The sequence below is a fragment of the Bdellovibrio sp. HCB-110 genome, from assembly GCF_047323225.1.
Taxonomy (GTDB): Bacteria; Bdellovibrionota; Bdellovibrionia; order Bdellovibrionales; family Bdellovibrionaceae; genus Bdellovibrio.
Window position 1 is genome coordinate 2,676,628 of record NZ_CP178750.1, and the last position, 16,174, is coordinate 2,692,801.

The window sequence follows — 16,174 nt, forward strand, 5'->3', positions numbered from 1 at the left end:
ATTTAGGATAAGGTCGCGGAGGCTTTTTTTGTCCACGTATATTGAGTTAGAAATTCAAAATTTACTCAATGAGATCGACGATCTCGATGTCGTGGGCGAACGCCTTATTCAACATCTTGAAGCGTCTCCAGATCACTTCACTCTGGATAACATCAACGCTCTTTCTCGCTTTCTTTTAAAATCTCAGCATCCCGTAAAGCTTGTGAACTTTGTTCTGCGTTATATCGACAACGAACACTTCCCTATTCCCTGGCCTTATTTTCTGGAAGCCCTGGGAGCGATCGGCGAAGAGCTTGACGAAAAAACTGTGAAGGCTTTGATCGAAGGGATCGAAGAAGACAACTCGGAAGCGGAAGCGGCCCGATCCCAGGCATTGAACAAAACCGTTTCTCAGTTGGGTGAATGGCGCAGCAATCGTAAATATAAAATTCACAAAGATTACCTGAACAACAAAAGACTTTTGCTAGAGCAGTTGATCACATTGCGCACGCAGCAACTTTACGAGCAAGAAAAGAATCTTTTGCAGCGTTTGCAAAAACTGTATCCCGGCGATTCCGATATCCGCAAAGAAGTGAATGAACATAAGCAACGCTATGCTTTGGAAATTCTGCAAAGACGTTCTCCGAAAGCCCGCGCGGTCAAAACGGAAGACTTTGCGCCCAAAGATCCTGAAGTGGAAAAAGCTTTGGAAGCTTTGATGCAAAGTTTGTTAGAGCACGCGGAGCAAAATCCTGACATGGCTTTTGATTTTGCTATCGCGGCTTTTATGTTGGAAAGCTATGAAACAGCGTTGGAACTTCTTTCCTTCAGCGACGAAACGATTTCTCTGCTGTGGTTCCGTTTGGAAGTTTTATTAAAGTGCCGTCGTTTTGTAGAACTGCTCAATGAACTTGCGCGCATTGAAATGATCTTAGCCCATGAACCAGAAACTTTTTTTGCGACAGCATATTTGCGCGCGCAAGCTTTGTGGGGGCTTGGTCAAAAACACACGGCCATTGAAGTTCTTGAAGGACTTATGGCGTCCCGTCCTCACTATCGCGCGGCCAGTGCCTTGATCAGTATCTGGAGCGGTCAATGAAAAGAGCCTTCTGGATTCTGATCACGCCCTTAGCGGGTTTTTTAGTTCTGTGGGTTCTCGGCTCTATGGTCGTCGGTCCAAAGCTCGAAGCGTGGGCTTTGGAAAAAATCCAAAGTTATTCAGATTCTTCGTTGCCAGTTCGTATCCGCGCACAAAACCTCAACCTGAAACTTTTCAAACCCTCTTTGTCCTTGGAGGGAATTGACGTCGAAGGCAAGGGCGAGTTGGCGGAGGCGATCAAGAAAGTTCATATCGGCAGTGTGCGCGTGTTTGTCGATTTCTTTCATCTTCTCGGCGGACGACTGACTTTGTCTGCGGTGATCGTAGATGCGCCAGAAGTTGAAATCAATATTGATCCATTTTTAAAAGACGACTCCCCGCCTAAAGAACTTCCTATGGATGCTCTTTTTGCACAGTTGGAAAAATTGCCTCTGCAACGAGTCTTCCTGCAAAACATCCAGCTTAAACTCACGTCGCAAGATTTAAAAATGAATGTGGACGTGGCCAGTGGCGATCTGCTTTTAACCAACATGGGAAAGAACATCACGGCGAAAGCGGATGTTCCGGCTTTGCAATTTGCCCTGGGCAATTTTGGCAGCTTTCAAGGATCTTTTGACACTCACCTTTATCTGACCCGTCAATCTTTGCGCGTGATTCAGCTGGGTGTCCGTTTAGGTGAGTCCGAGCTTCTGGCTCGCGGCGAGCTGACTCGCATCAACCAAGTGTTCATCAAACCTTCTGGACTCTTGGACGTTTCAGGACGCATCAATCTTTCCGACATTCACAAAGAATTAAAAGAGTCTCGTCCCCAAATGAAGATCCCTCTTTTTTCTGGTGAAGTGAATCTGGACGTAGAGGCGCGCTTTGATGGCATCGACAACTTACGCGCTAAAGCCGATATCAAAACCCGTTCTTTGATGGTGGACAAATTTGAAATTGGTGATGCCCGTCTTCAGGGGGAATACAAAGACCGTGTTGTGACTCTTTCTGAAGTGAAAGTTCAACATCCTGCCGGGGACGCTATCGTCACTAAATCGCAAATCGCTTTGACGGGTGATTACGAATTTAAATCTCGCGTGCAAATTGAAAGCCTTGATTTACAAAAACTCTTTCAATCTTTGGATCTGAACAATATTCCCGTGGGTGGGGAACTCAAAGGTGAACTTCCTTGCACCGGACAGATTTATCCTCACTTCCAAGTCACTTGCACCAACGCCTCTGCTTCTGCCCAAGACCTTTGGGTGAAAGCGGGCATGAAACCCAAAGACACTGCGATTCTGAACTTGAATTCAATGAGTGCCCAGGGACAAGTGCAAGTCACAACCGAAGCTGTGAGTTATGCGGCGGCCCTCACCGTGGGATCGAGCACGGGTAACAGTGATGGTGTGATTGATTTCAATAAAGGTTTTAAAATCAACTTCAAAACAAAAAAGCTGGAACTTAAAAACATCAAGAACCTGGCTAATTTAAAAATGGAAGGCTCCACCAGCATCGAGGGTTTTACTTCCGGCGATTCTTCCGCGGCGATTTTCGATATGAATCTCAATGCCCGGGATTTTGTCTTTGAAGACTTCGCCCTGGGAAATCTGATCACGATGCTGAAGTATCGCGGCGGGAAATTGATCTTTCAGGATATCGCGGGAGCGGTTAATAAAACCCAATACCTGGGCGAACTCGATGTGGACTTGGTTCACAACAATCTTGAAGGTGAATTCAGCATTCCAACGGCGGACCTTCACGATGTGGCTTTGATTTTTGAGCGCATTTACAAGTTTCCAGTGGAAGTGCAGGGATTGGGAGCGGCCAAAGCTCGCGTGCGGGGCCCTTTGAATTTCTGGAAGCTCAATTACAATTTAGAATCCGCATTTAAGAATATCAATATAGGACCAGAAAGTTTTGATATTCTGAACTTCAATGCTTCTGCTCAAAACGGGAATATCAAAGCCGATAAAGTGCTTTTGCAAAAAGGCAACGCCACCATGACGGTTCAGGGCGGCATCAGTTCGGATCAAATCATGAATCTTTATGCCGATGGAAAAAACTGGAAACTTGAAGAGTCCGATATCATCAGCAAGATCAACTCCAATATCATCGGCAACTTGAACTTTGCAGCCGAACTAAAAGACTCCGTCAAAGATCCTCATGTTATGATCAAGGGTGCGATCACCGACACTCTTTTTGAAGATCAAGAAATTCCCAATTCCAATTTTATTTTGACCATGAATCGCAACAGCTTTGGCGCCCAGTTGAGCCTCTTCGGGGATAAAGTTCAGGGCGAGTTCCAACTTCCTTTTGAAAAAGGCAAAGCGCCCCTTCTGGTTAAAATGAAGACCAACAATTGGAACTATTCCGCCCTGCTCGGCCTTATTGGTGGCGCTAATCTTGCCAGCGAATATTCGTCAGCGTTAACGTCCACCGTGGATCTGCGTTCCGACGCCGGAGACATCTTTAAATCGACGGGCAAAGTTTATATTCAAACTTTTTCTTTAAAGCGTGGCACACTGAGTTCTTCCAACACAAGTGGACCCATTGAAATCACAACCAACAATGGTGTTGTGAATATTAAGAATTTCCATCTTGAAGGCCCTAACAACAGTCTTTCCGTGAAGGGTGAAGGTTTTACGGCGGAGGACTTGAATGTCTCCGTCAATGCGCAAACGGATATGCGTCTTTTGCAAATTTTCACGCCGTTCCTCGATGACCTGGGCGGGATGATTCATATCTCCTCCACAGTTTCTGGTTCTGTGAGAAAGCCAGAGATCCTGGGAAATCTGAATTCCACCAATGCCTTTATTAAACTTAAAGGATTCCCTCACCCACTTGAAAGGCTTTCTTTGGAAGTGGTCTTTTCGCAAAGTCGCGTCCTTGTCAATTCCATCCGCGCACAAATTGCTGGCGGAACTTTGACAGGTGATGGTGGAATTCTTATCAACGGTATTCGCGACATTCCAACATCCATTCGCTTGCGCATGGATAACGTGACCTTCAATGTTCCTGACAAAGTTCGCAGCAGCGGAAATGCGGACCTTTTATTCTCGGGACGTTGGTTCCCGTTCACCCTTTCCGGAACTTTCCATGTCAGCAGTGCTTTGGTTGAAAAAGAATTCACCGAAGACGGTGGCGGCGTCGCCGGAGTTAAACAAAGCGTTTACTTGCCAAAAATTATTCGCGAAGGTCACTTTGAGCCGATTCTTTTAGATTTGCAGTTGATTCTAGATCGCAACATCATCGTGAAGAACTCCTTGATCGATGGTTCCGTGTCCGGAAACCTGCAAGTCAAAGGGGCTCCAAGCAATCCTATTTTGTTGGGCAAAATTCACACCGAGAAAAAATCAAAACTGATCTTTAAAGACAAGGTCTTTGATATTCAAAATGGTTTGATCGAATTTAACGATCCGGATGAAATCAATCCAAATCTGTACATCACAGCCCAGTCTCGTATTAACGATTACGACGTCGCTCTTTTAGCACAAGGTCCGTCCAAAACAATGACGATTCGACTTTCCAGTGTGCCTCCCCTTCCTGAACAAGACATCATTTCTTTGATTGCACTAGGGGTTACTTCTTCGGCCATGGACCAAAACCTGCAATCGCGTCAACAGGCTGAACAGTTGGGAGTGGAAATCGGGGGGGCTGTTTTAGCGAAACCGATCAGCAAGGCGTTTGAAAGTACGATTGGATTTAACCTTCGGGTGACTTCACAGTATGACTCCACTCGCAACATCAGCGTCCCGAAAGTGACTTTAAGCCGTCAACTTTCAGAGCGTGTGAAAGTTTCAGGAAGCCGTCCGGTTCGTGATTCTCAATCCTATGATTTAAAACTGGAATACCTCATCAACAATAACATCACCGCCATCGGCTCCTTTGAAAATCGTGGTATTGATGACGATACGGCACTCCAGTCAACGCAGCCTGAATCGAAAAGCATCTTTGGTTTGGATCTCGAGTTTAAAAGGGAGTTCAAATAATGTTCAGAACAAGAACTCTCCTGCCCGTCATTCTTTTTTCTTGTACGCTCGCTTGGTCTCAAGCCGGTTTTGCTAAGAAGGTTTTGAAGTATTCAAATCTTCCAACAGACGTTCAAGCCGAGCTCGTCAAACGATTTCCACAAATTGAGAATGACAAACTGACTTTGGAACAAGTTGATGAAGTGATTCGCTTCTTACAACTTAAACCTCAGTTCACTTCTATCCGTGTTTTGGATGACGGCAATGGAAGTCCTTATCGTCTGGAATATCAAAGAACTCGTCGTGTTTCCAACGTTCAGATTATCGGCAACAAAGAACTGACAAGCTCGGAAACAGAAAGCATTTTCGGAGTTAAAACAGGCGATGTCTTTGATCAACAAAACCTGATTGAAGGCGGCGAGAAGATTCGCCAGGCCTACAAAGAGCGTGGCTATTTCAATGCAGTGGTTGATATTGAAATGCCTCCAGAGAGTGAAGATCTTGTTGGTGTGAATGTTAAAATCACAGAAAACAGACAAACACGTATTCACAACATCGTTTTGCAAAGTCCTAATGAAGATCTCAACCGTCAGTTGGCAAAAGAGCTTAGCGACTATCTCAATGAGCCCTTTACGGACAACACTCTGTCGGAAGTAAATAAAAACGCCCGAGAGTACCTCACCAAAAAACGCTACGTACGTGCTGATCTCACGGGGCCAACCACGGAATTCAACTCAGACGAGTCCGAAGTCACTTTGTTTTATAGCCTGGATAAAGTGGAAAGTTACACTTTTGACTACCAAGGTTATCAAGGCGTTAAAATCTTAAAAATTCGTGATATCGAAACGGCTCTGGATCTGGATAATTTCTACTCAGGCAACCCGGCCATCGGTTCCGAGCTCGCACAAAAAATCCGCAGTTACTATTTACTCCAGGGTTATGCCCGCGTCGAAGTGAAGGTGGAAGAGACTGAAGGTAAAACTCGCTTTGAAAGAAAAGTGACCTTCACTATTGAAGAAGGACCGCGAGTTAAGATTCAAAAAATCAATATCAACGGTCGCTACAGTCGCAAAGAAAGTTACTACACAAAATTTATTGAGAACCACAGCTCCAAAGTGGTTGATGAAGGTTATTACAATAAAGAAGACGTCGACGCTGGTCTTAAGAACCTTGTTCTTGAGTTGCAGAACAACGGTTATCTACAAGCGAAGGTTCTTTCAACACGCACTCAATACAATAAGGAAAAAGACAAGGTCACCATTTACGTGAATCTTGATGAAGGTCCTTTGACGGTTATTGAGTCTGTGGAATTTAGCGGCAACCAAGACTTTACAAGTGAAGCCCTTTTACAAGTGACACGTTTAAAAGCGGGGCCCCTCAGACTGGGACAGATTGAAGAGGCCATTGTTCGCCTCAAAGATTTCTATCGCGAACGCGGTTACATCGAGATGATCTTGCTTAATGAAAAAGCGGATCTGGTCACTTACGATGAGACAAACACCAAGGCTTCGTTGCGCTTTAAGATTTTGGAAGGCCCTCAAGTCCGTGCGGCCTCTATCATTATTGAAGGCAATGACTTCACGAAGTCTTATGTCATTCAAAAAGAGTTGGAATTTGAACAAGGTGACCTGATCACTCCAAGCAGTGTGGAAGAATCCATCGCCCGCCTGCAACGCACGGGCTTTTTTAGCTCTGTAGAAATTCGCACCTTGGAAGAAAAAACCAATGTGGCCAACCGCACGGTTCTGGTGAAAGTTTCTGAAAGAGATCCGGGCCTCTTTACTATCGGGGCCGGTGCGACGAATGAAAGAACCCTGACTTTACGCGGATACATCGGTGTCGCTTATCGCAATCTTTTGGGAACAGGCCGCGGGATTTCTTTGCGTCTCGAAGGAAACTACAACGTTGCGGATATTAAGTACCTCGAAAGCCGCATTGTCCTTGGATACTTGGAACCTTATATTTTCGGAACACGTATTCGTGGTCGTATTAATCTCGCGCGTTCTCGCACTGTGACGGATTACGATCTGCGCAAAGTGACGGAAGTGAATTCAACAACGTACTCTTTGGAAAAAGACTTCACTTCTCACCTTCTCGGCATCTGGGATGTGTGGTCTTTGGCGACAATCAAAGACTTCAGCTTGGAAGACAAATTCCCATCTATCACCCAAGATATCGCGACAACAGGTCCGACGGTGGATCTGGATTTCCGCGACAACCCCTTTAATCCGACCAAAGGAACTTTCACACGTTGGAGTGCGGAGTACTCGTCACCAGAATTAGGCAGCACACGCACGATTGAATACTGGAGAAGCAGCCTCAGCTTCACGCACTATTGGACCGTCGGTCACTTGAGCAAACAGCCTGTCGTGTGGGCCAACCAGGCCCGTGGCGGTTACTTGAAAAACCTCAGTGATGAAGGCGGAGTCCCTTGGGATAAAAAAGGTTTCACTCTTGGAGGACAATCGACCATTCGCGGGTACGAAGCCGGAACTCAAGAAGTCTTCCCGAATCGCTCTGACTTGGGCATTGGTCCCAATGACTCCACTTATTATCTTTTAACGGATGCCACCATGTATCTGCTTAAATCCGAAGTGCGCTTCCCAGTTTACGGAAACTTGGGTGGAGCTGTTTTCTATGACGGCGGTTACGTGCAAATTCAAGGACTGCAATTCACGGACAACTATCGTGACTCCGCAGGATTCGGTATTCGCTACAACACTCCTGTGGGGCCTTTGAGTCTAGAGTGGGCATGGAAATTAGATGCGCGTCCGACAGAAGAACCATGGCGTTTCCATCTTTCTATCGGAACTTTCTAAAAGCATTTATGTTTCTAAAAGAGGATGACAGCGAGCCACGACCAAATAGGCATCGGTCTTATCCTCTTTCAAAAGTGGAACGATATAAAGAACCTTGACGTTCACAGCCAGTCTTTCTAATGACGCTTTTTCTATCAAAAGATGCTCTTGCACATCTACGTAGACAGTTTCTTTAGACCCTTGCGTGAAGGGCATCAAAAGGTTCACCAATTTTTCGCTGACCACGGGGTCTCGATCATAAAGATGAATCCACGGGCGACTGTAAATATCTTCAATTGTGTAGCTTGCGTATTCAAAGTAGCTGATCGTACGGAATAACTGAATGTGTGTACTTAAGCTATAGAACTCCGTCAGATACTCGTCTGCCAGATCTTTCAGTGGAGCTTCGTCATATTTGTATCCATAAAACTGCAAAGCTTTTCTAACAAAAAGAGATGCATCTTCCAGCTTTCCACCCTCTTGATGAACCGTGTGACAGATAGAGATGTAATTTTGGAGATTAGTGACAGAGCGCAGTTGCTCTTCCACGGAAAGCTGACGGAAAAAAGGTAGAGACTCTTGATTATAAGGGCGAACCACCAAACCTTCTTGCTCAATAAGAGAGCAGAGCTCCTCACTAAGAGCCCGAAATTTGGAAACTAAATCTGAAGAGGAATTGGAACGCACCATACTTAAGATGAACTTATCTCTTATTTTTGCTCAAAATAAAAGAGGCCCCCCAAAAGGGGCCTCTTTTAAATTTTTAATATTTAAATTTTCAGCGAATTAGCGAGCTTTGCTACTTGCGAATTTGCGGCGAAGATCTTGAGTCACCTCTTGAACTGTCGCATTGAGAGTGACTTCGAAAAGATCGTCAGCTGACACTTTATAAAGTTCGCCCAATTTCTTAAGAGCATTGATTGGAGGATGAGAAACGCCTCTTTCCCAGTTAGAAATGAACTGAGGAGTTGAGTATCCCAATTTATCCGCCACGTCTCTTTGAGAAAGACCCGCTGATACGCGTTTTTGTTTTAAAAAATCTGCCAACATATTTTTTTGTCTCATGTGCATTCCACCTAATATTGATTTAGCTTAAACACAACCCAGGGAACGTGACAAGTATTTGCTTTCAAGTTTTGCTTTTCATGCCCCAGTAGCAGCACCTAAACAAATACAGTATACATTATTTGGTCTAAATTACTTCCTGTTTTTTTGCAATTTCTATGTTTGAGATATGAGTTATTTCATGTTTTCCCGCAGGAATTATGGGATTATACCCCCATGACCAAATCCGATAATGCCCTCTGGACAGAAAAATATCACATTACAAGTTTGCTAGTGAATCCCCTGGGGAAACTCGGGCTTTACGGAACACTCAATCTCATTCAGGAAACGGCTTGGATGCATGCCGAGCGCTTGGGCTTTGGAATGCAAGATATGGAAAGAGAAGGACTTTATTGGGTTCTCACGCGCCAAAAACTGCATATGAAACAATGGCCACGCTTCGGGCAAAATATCTCCGTACAAACATGGCTGCGTCCACCTGAGGGCGCTTTTGTGACTCGCGAATTCGCTCTAATTAATGAGAAGGGCGAAGAAATCGGGCTCTGTTCCACATCTTGGCTTGCGTTAGACCGCCAAACAAAAAAAATACTCCCTGCGCAAAATTTACGCCCCTGGGATTCCCTCACCCACTCCCGTTCATCCGGGCTTGTGCCTGAAAAAATCCCTGTTGAAGGACAATACGAGAAGCTCGCCAAGTACCGCGTGCGTAATTCCGATTTGGACATCAACCAACACGTGAACAACACTAAATACGCCCAATGGATTTTGGATGCGATTCCTTATGAGTTTCACAAGTCACTGATTCTAAAAACTTACTCTGTGAACTTCCTCTCTGAAACCCATTTGGGAGACGAAGTTCAAATAGATAAGAGCAGCCAATCCCCGGATGTAAAAACGACGACCCACGGAACAACGACTTATCGTGGTGTGCGCGTAGCTGATGGGAAAATTCTTTTTACCGCCACCTTAGAGTGGGAGAAGCGCTCATGAAATCCCTTGTTCCATTTACTTCCACCCAACGCACGGCCCAGTTCACGGTCTCCGCTGATTTTTTTCAAACAAACGCAACTCAGCTTATTATAGAATTTAAAATTTCCGGGCCTTTGGAACACATTGCTTGGCCAGCTCCAGGAATCATTGAATCCCGGGAAGATGGCCTGTGGAAAGGGACCTGTCTTGAAGCCTTCTTTTCAGAAGGTTCGCAAAAACACGATCCTTATGTAGAGATCAATTGCTCCCCAAATGGAAACTGGAATGCTTATGCTTTTAGCAGTTACCGCGAAGGCATGACACCCTCACAAAATATTGTCGTGCGTCTGAAAGAGCGCAGTTCTGACTCCAAAGAGGCTTATTTTAGAATCGAAGTTCTAGGTACTTCCCCTTTAAATGTGAAAGTCATGGGCTTGACCGCGGTTATCGAGTTCTCCAACGGAGAAAAAAGCTATTGGGCCCTTCGCCACCCGGCTCCCCAAGCGGATTTCCACGACAAAGGCGGCTGGGATTAATCCTGCGACGCGCTGAGCGAAGTGGACTCTTCCCGTCTGATTCTTGACCCTTTCAGAGGCCCAAGTTAGTTTCAGTTGTTTTATTTTTTAACCCCTGAAAGGACCTTTCATGAAGAAACACTTAGTACGCGTTTATCCTTCTAAAGAGAAGCTTGATCGCAAAGACCAACTTGCTTGGAAAATTGCTGAAATCGCTTCTGACAATGCACCTATCAAAGCTGACGTTGTAGACATGGTTATCAACCGTATCATCGACAACGCCTCTGTTGCTATCGCAGCTGCCAACCGTCGTCCGGTCGCTTCTGCTCGTGCAATGGCGATTGCTCACCCTCGCAATGGTGGTGCCACTGTATTCGGTATGCCGAATGATCAAAAATTTGACTGTGAATGGGCAGCATGGGCCAACGGCACTGCGGTTCGTGAATTGGATTTCCATGATACTTACCTAGCGGCTGATTACTCTCACCCTGGCGATAACATCCCAGCTATCTTGGCGGTGGCTCAACAAATGGGTAAAAGCGGTAAAGAACTTTTGAAAGGTATCGTGACAGGTTACGAAGTTCACGTAGACCTTGTTAAAGCGATCTGCTTGCACGAATACAAAAAAGACCATATCGCTCACTTGTGCCCTGCTCAAGCGGCTGGTATCGGTACTTTGCTTTCTCTTCCAACTGAAACTATTTTCCAAGCGGTTCAACAAGCGGTTCACGTTTCTTTCACGACTCGCCAATCTCGCAAAGGTGAGATCTCTTCTTGGAAAGCTTACGCTCCTGCGCACGCTGGTAAGTTGGCAGTAGAAGCCGTTGACCGTGTTATGCGCGGTGAAGGCGCTCCATCGCCAATCTACGAAGGTGAAGATTCAGTTATCGCTTACATGCTTTCTGGTAAAAACGGAAAATACGAAGTGCCACTTCCAGAAGTGGGCGAAGAAAAACGCGCGATCCTTGAGACTTACACTAAAGAACACTCTGCAGAGTACCAATCTCAAGCATTGATCGACTTGGCTCGTAAGATGAAAACAAAGATCACAAACTTTGACGATATCAAAGATATCGTGATCCACACTTCTCACCACACTCACTACGTGATTGGTACTGGTGCAAACGATCCACAAAAAATGGATCCAAATGCATCTCGTGAAACTCTTGACCACTCGATCATGTACATCTTCGCAGTGGCTCTTCAAGATGGAACTTGGCACCACGTTAATTCGTACGCTCCAGAGCGCGCGAAACGCCCTGACACAGTGGCATTGTGGCACAAAATTTCAACTATCGAAGACAAACAGTGGACGGCTTGGTACCACGAGACAGATCCAGATAAAAAACGCTTCGGTGGCCGCGTAGAAATCACAATGAAAGACGGTTCTAAAATTGTTGATGAACTTGGCGTAGCAGATGCGCATCCAGCAGGTGCTCGTCCATTCAAACGTGCAGACTACATCCGTAAGTTTGACACTTTGACTGAAGGAATCATCACAAAAGCAGAACGCGATCGTTTCATCGGTCTTGTTGAGAATCTTGAGAATTTGACTGCGGAGCAAGTTCAGCAGTTGAACGTTCAGATTCCTATCGACAAGCTTGTTAACAACAAACGCGATAACAAAGGGATCTTCTAGAATACGAAGACCGCCTGCGGTGAGTTTGGGCTGGGTCTTTCCGAGACCACGGCCCTCCAGGCCTCACCGCTTCGCCTGCGGCGAGGGGCATCCAGCCCCCGCGGAGGTCTCTCCAAGACCCATCCCAAACTCACCGCAGGCTCATCGGTTTAGAAATCACTTTTTCGTTCTTATTGAAATCAAGTTCACGTTTAGAAGTGGTACGATTTACAGATGCTCTTTTCAGAGTTAAATTTGAAGAGAGCACAAAACCGATTTGAAAACCTGGTTCTGAAAGGTACGGACTTACTTTTGGTTGAGATTTGCGTCAAACCAATCAAACTAAAGTAAAGAAATGGTACCTTGGCCTGACGACCACGATGGTCGGCAGGGAGCCTTCTCAGGATGGACAAGCTAACTCAGTTAGCAATAACAGCTGTATGAAGGTGCATTCTTTTAAAAAAAATTCCTTTTGGAGGAACGATGTTATTTCCTGAAATTACTCCCGCTCAAAAACGTAAGAATTTTCGTGAGGCTTTGAAGTCTGGAAAACTTTTGCAGTTTCCGGGGTCTTGGTCTCCGCTTGTTAGTATGGCTATTGAGAAAGAGGGATTTGATGGGGTTTATATCTCTGGGTCTGTTCTTTCTAATGATCTTGGATATCCGGATATTGGGTTGACGTCTTTGACTGAGGTGGCTCAGCGTGGTCGTCAAATTGCTCGCACAACGAAACTTCCTACGATCATTGATATTGATACTGGCTTTGGTGAGCCGATGTCTGCGACTCGCACTGTGCAAGAGATGATTGAGATGGGACTTGCGGGTTGCCATATTGAAGATCAGATCAATCCTAAGCGCTGTGGTCACCTTGATGGTAAAGGCCTTGTGACTCGTGATGAAGCTACTCGCAAAGTGGCGGCGGCGGCCCGTGGTAAAAAATTGGATGAAAATTTCCTTTTGATTGCTCGTACGGATGCTCGTGCTGTTGAGGGTATCGATAAAGCCATTGATCGTGCAAAAGCTTACATTGATGCGGGTGCGGATTGCATCTTCACTGAAGCTCTTGAGAATGAAAAAGAATTTGAAACTTTCCGTAAGGCAGTTTCGGTTCCTCTTCTTGCGAACATGACAGAGTTTGGTAAAGGTCGTCTTTACACTTATGAAGAGCTTTCTAACCTTGGTTACAATATCGTGATTTATCCTGTGACTACATTCCGTCTTGCGATGGGGGCGACTGTTTCTGGTCTTCACGAAATCAAAGCCAAAGGAACTCAAGAAGGTCTCTTGGATAAAATGCAAACTCGTAAAGACTTGTATGCGCTTTCTCGTTATGACGAGTACAACTCTTTTGATACCAGCATTTTCAACTTCACTTTGAAGTAAAAATTAAAAGGAGGCCACAAGCCTCCTTTTTTATTTCCGCCCACTTCGGTGAGTTGTCACCAAGCCCAGTAAAAGTACAATCACCATCATCATATGAATAAGAACGTCAGGCATTGTTCTGGGGCCGATACCGATGGTGATCATCACAATTCCAACGAAGACGCCAAGAAGTGCGAAGCCTTGAGTGGCCATGGCGGTTTTATAAATCCATTCCCTCTTTACAAAACTGAGAATAAGTCCCAGCAAAAGAACCGAACCAATCACGGTTTCGGCGGTGCCGGCTTTTTGATGTTCGTATCCGCTTGTCAGAATACCGAAATGAAAAAGAGCTGCTAGATAGAAAATGAAAGTTTCGAGTGTTAAAAAACTGCGGATCAAATTTGATTTCATGACCTCTCCCTTCTTTATCCCAAACAAGGTCGCATTAAAAGGCAATCGGATTTTCCCTGCGTTGACATTTCTATAGAATTTGTCATCTTCTAAGAAGCAACTCTGTCCTTTGGAGTCTATATGAAAAGTGTCTGTGTGTTTTGTGGTTCAAGCCCCGGAGCGCAACCGGAATATCTGGAGGCCGCGCGGGATCTTGGCAGAACTTTAGCCCAAAATGACATCACTCTTGTCTACGGTGGCGCGAGCGTCGGCTTGATGGGAGCTGTGGCAGATGCCGTGCTTGCTGAAGGTGGTCATGTTATTGGTGTGATTCCGAAAATCTTAATGACAAAAGAGGTCGCTCACCATGGTCTTCAAGATTTGCGTGTGGTGGATTCTATGCACTCTCGCAAAGCTTTGATGGCCGAACTTTCTGATGGATTTATTGCTTTACCAGGAGGCTTTGGAACTTTTGAAGAGCTTTGTGAGATTGTCACTTGGTCTCAATTAGGACTTCACCAGAAGCCCATCGGAGTTTTAGATGTCCTGGATTTTTACAAGCCTCTCAAAGAACTTGTGAATAAAGGCATTGAGCAGAAATTCATTCGCGAGCAATACAAAGAGCTTATCGCCTTCGCGAAGACTCCAGAGAATTTGTTGCAGAAATTTTCCTCTTACAAACCACTCGATGTTCCGAAGTGGATTCGCTCGACTTCTGAGACTTAATACACGCATTACCAATAAAAAAGCCAGTTGGATAAAATCCACTGGCTTTTTTATGAGATGGATCTTGATGCTAATTAGCAGCCAGAGCCTTCCATGATGATTTGGTGGATGATGCCGTTTTCAGTGTCCAAGATCATCAATGATGGGAAAGTCACTCCACATTGGACTGCGCCCATGGGAGCCACACCGTATTTTACAGATTTGATTGAACGAAGAACGTTGAAGGCTTTGTTCAATTTCAAAGTGCCGTCCGCGAATTTCACTTTATCCGCATCCGTTTGTTCGCCTTCTTCCAAAGCGACTTCTAACGCATTTTCAATATAGCTGTAAGCACCGCCACGATCTTCCTCGGCCCACAACATTTCGTCAGCGCCCCAAACGTCGCTGGCTTTTGCATCCCAGTGATCGTCGAAATCCTTTTGGTCTTCGATCATGCCTTCGTTTGTGCCAAGTTCGAACAACATTTTTTTAGCGTCACTGTTTGGAGTGACTTTGAATTCATCGGAGCCTTCAGCGATAGACGCAAGAAGATCAGCAGCGTAACGCACACGTTTTTCGATATCTTGGTTTTTTGCAAATGCAGATGTCGATACTAACAATGTCAGAGCCAGAATGAGGTGTTTCATAAATACTTCCTTTTGGTATTTGTTTTTAAATTTCAAATTTCAGAACCGCTTATTTATCGCAAAATTTCTAAGAGTAGTGTCAAAGGTCTCTTCTCGTTTTAAAAAAGCGAGTTCAGATCCCTTTTCGCTTGCTCCAGAAGTCTTGTGATCTCTTCGAGTTGCTCAAGTAGATGATTTGCTTGAGACTTTTCACCTGTAAGAAGTTCCTGTATAGAAACTTGATAGGCATTAGCCAGGGACGCATACGGTTCCCCGCGAATTTGGCGACCGTTTTCCCATTCCTTATAAGTACTCTCGGGAATCCCAGTCATTTGAGAAACTTGCTTAATCGTCAGTCCGCGTTTGCTTCTGTATTTTTTAAGTCTCTCGTGAATCTGGCCCACTTTTGCACCTCGTGTGGGCTTTATATACCGAGACCAGACTTAAATAAGAAATGAATAAATAGACATTATATATTCATTTAAAGAATGGTAAAAAGTTTCACCTCGAAAGACTAATTCGCTCCCGATGTGACCTTCAAACCGATGATGGAAACCAAAAGAAGCCCCAAGAAGAACAGTCTTGCCGGGCTTGCCGCCTCTTTAAAGAGAATGATCCCCAGAATCGCGGCTCCCAAGGCGCCAATCCCCACCCACACTCCGTAGGCAGTTCCAATGGGAAGAACCGTCGCAGATTTTGCGAGTAAAAACATACTGGCAGCTAAGGCCACCAGAGTAAAAATACTGGGACCTATTTTTGAGAAACCTTCTGTATATTTGAGTCCGATAGACCAGCCGACTTCAAGAAGACCGGCAACTGCCAAAAGAATCCATGCCACTGTGTTAGACATAACCAACACTCCTTTCATTTAGAAAAAAGCGTCGTCTTGTCGTAACCGGGTACGTCGCACATCGTCCGGGCATTTCAGCGAGGAATGAAATACAGACTCTATTTAAGGCCATAGAGTAAAAAATGTCAAGGTTCGGCCCCTAAACGCATATATACTCTTAGATGTCGCGCTTCTTGACCAAAGTGTTTATCAGGAATAGGTTTGCGCGGCCTGCGCCGCAGGATGTGCAGCGAGCTCCGCTCGCGGAACTG

14 protein-coding genes and 1 riboswitch are annotated in these 16,174 nt (G+C 45.2%); of the genes, 8 read left to right on the top strand and 6 right to left on the bottom strand.

What is annotated here, in order from left to right; genetic code table 11:
- The first annotated feature begins 28 nt into the window (after nt 1-28).
- From ACL934_RS12740 to ACL934_RS12750, 3 genes are read left to right on the top strand one after another with little or no spacing between them, the layout of a single operon-like run.
- Complete coding sequence (locus ACL934_RS12740) at nt 29-1,078, top strand: hypothetical protein (protein ID WP_374073926.1); 1,050 nt, start codon at nt 29-31, stop codon at nt 1,076-1,078.
- Nucleotides 1,075-5,046 carry a translocation/assembly module TamB domain-containing protein gene (locus tag ACL934_RS12745; RefSeq protein ID WP_374073928.1) on the top strand — a complete coding sequence of 1,324 codons (3,972 nt, stop codon included), beginning with the start codon at nt 1,075-1,077 and terminating at the stop codon, nt 5,044-5,046. Before ACL934_RS12740 ends, ACL934_RS12745 begins: the two co-directional genes overlap by 4 nt.
- Entirely contained in the window at nt 5,046-7,844 is a 2,799-nt protein-coding gene (locus ACL934_RS12750; protein ID WP_374073930.1) for a POTRA domain-containing protein, read from the top strand. Before ACL934_RS12745 ends, ACL934_RS12750 begins: the two co-directional genes overlap by 1 nt.
- A gap of 6 nt (nt 7,845-7,850) precedes the next feature.
- Here ACL934_RS12750 and ACL934_RS12755 read toward each other — a convergent pair whose 3' ends face one another.
- On the bottom strand, nt 7,851-8,423 hold the full coding sequence (locus ACL934_RS12755) for a hypothetical protein (RefSeq protein WP_374073932.1): 573 nt from the start codon (nt 8,421-8,423) through the stop codon (nt 7,851-7,853).
- 186 nt (nt 8,424-8,609) lie between these two features.
- Complete coding sequence (locus ACL934_RS12760; RefSeq protein ID WP_374073935.1) at nt 8,610-8,888, bottom strand: helix-turn-helix domain-containing protein; 279 nt, start codon at nt 8,886-8,888, stop codon at nt 8,610-8,612.
- A 216-nt stretch (nt 8,889-9,104) separates the two neighbouring features.
- Between ACL934_RS12760 and ACL934_RS12765 the strand changes: the two genes are divergently transcribed.
- The 4 genes from ACL934_RS12765 to prpB all read left to right on the top strand — a co-directional run bounded on the left by ACL934_RS12765 (nt 9,105) and on the right by prpB (nt 13,373).
- Entirely contained in the window at nt 9,105-9,878 is a 774-nt protein-coding gene (locus ACL934_RS12765) for an acyl-[acyl-carrier-protein] thioesterase (RefSeq protein WP_374073937.1), read from the top strand.
- Nucleotides 9,875-10,393 carry a DOMON-like domain-containing protein gene (locus ACL934_RS12770; RefSeq protein WP_374073939.1) on the top strand — a complete coding sequence of 173 codons (519 nt, stop codon included), beginning with the start codon at nt 9,875-9,877 and terminating at the stop codon, nt 10,391-10,393. Before ACL934_RS12765 ends, ACL934_RS12770 begins: the two co-directional genes overlap by 4 nt.
- Before the next feature lie 109 nt (nt 10,394-10,502).
- Nucleotides 10,503-12,011, top strand: coding sequence for an MmgE/PrpD family protein (locus tag ACL934_RS12775; protein WP_374073942.1), 1,509 nt, complete (start codon nt 10,503-10,505; stop codon nt 12,009-12,011).
- Nucleotides 12,012-12,473: 462 nt separating this feature from the next.
- Nucleotides 12,474-13,373, top strand: coding sequence for a methylisocitrate lyase (gene prpB / locus ACL934_RS12780; protein ID WP_374073944.1), 900 nt, complete (start codon nt 12,474-12,476; stop codon nt 13,371-13,373).
- 30 nt (nt 13,374-13,403) lie between these two features.
- Here prpB and ACL934_RS12785 read toward each other — a convergent pair whose 3' ends face one another.
- Entirely contained in the window at nt 13,404-13,763 is a 360-nt protein-coding gene (locus ACL934_RS12785) for a hypothetical protein (RefSeq protein ID WP_374073946.1), read from the bottom strand.
- Between the two features lie 120 nt (nt 13,764-13,883).
- Here ACL934_RS12785 and ACL934_RS12790 point away from each other — a divergent pair, with 120 nt between their 5' ends.
- Nucleotides 13,884-14,468: a TIGR00730 family Rossman fold protein gene (locus tag ACL934_RS12790; protein WP_374073949.1), complete on the top strand. Its 585-nt coding sequence runs from the start codon at nt 13,884-13,886 to the stop codon at nt 14,466-14,468.
- Nucleotides 14,469-14,542: 74 nt separating this feature from the next.
- On the opposite strand, the gene ACL934_RS12795 is transcribed toward ACL934_RS12790, so the two are convergent.
- The 3 genes from ACL934_RS12795 to sugE form a co-directional block, all read right to left on the bottom strand.
- Complete coding sequence (locus ACL934_RS12795; protein WP_374073950.1) at nt 14,543-15,094, bottom strand: hypothetical protein; 552 nt, start codon at nt 15,092-15,094, stop codon at nt 14,543-14,545.
- A gap of 98 nt (nt 15,095-15,192) precedes the next feature.
- Nucleotides 15,193-15,477, bottom strand: coding sequence for a helix-turn-helix domain-containing protein (locus tag ACL934_RS12800; RefSeq protein ID WP_374073952.1), 285 nt, complete (start codon nt 15,475-15,477; stop codon nt 15,193-15,195).
- A 110-nt stretch (nt 15,478-15,587) separates the two neighbouring features.
- Nucleotides 15,588-15,911: a quaternary ammonium compound efflux SMR transporter SugE gene (gene sugE / locus ACL934_RS12805; RefSeq protein WP_374080475.1), complete on the bottom strand. Its 324-nt coding sequence runs from the start codon at nt 15,909-15,911 to the stop codon at nt 15,588-15,590.
- A 37-nt stretch (nt 15,912-15,948) separates the two neighbouring features.
- Nucleotides 15,949-16,019, bottom strand: a riboswitch (guanidine-III (ykkC-III) riboswitch).
- Between the last annotated feature and the right edge of the window lie 155 nt (nt 16,020-16,174).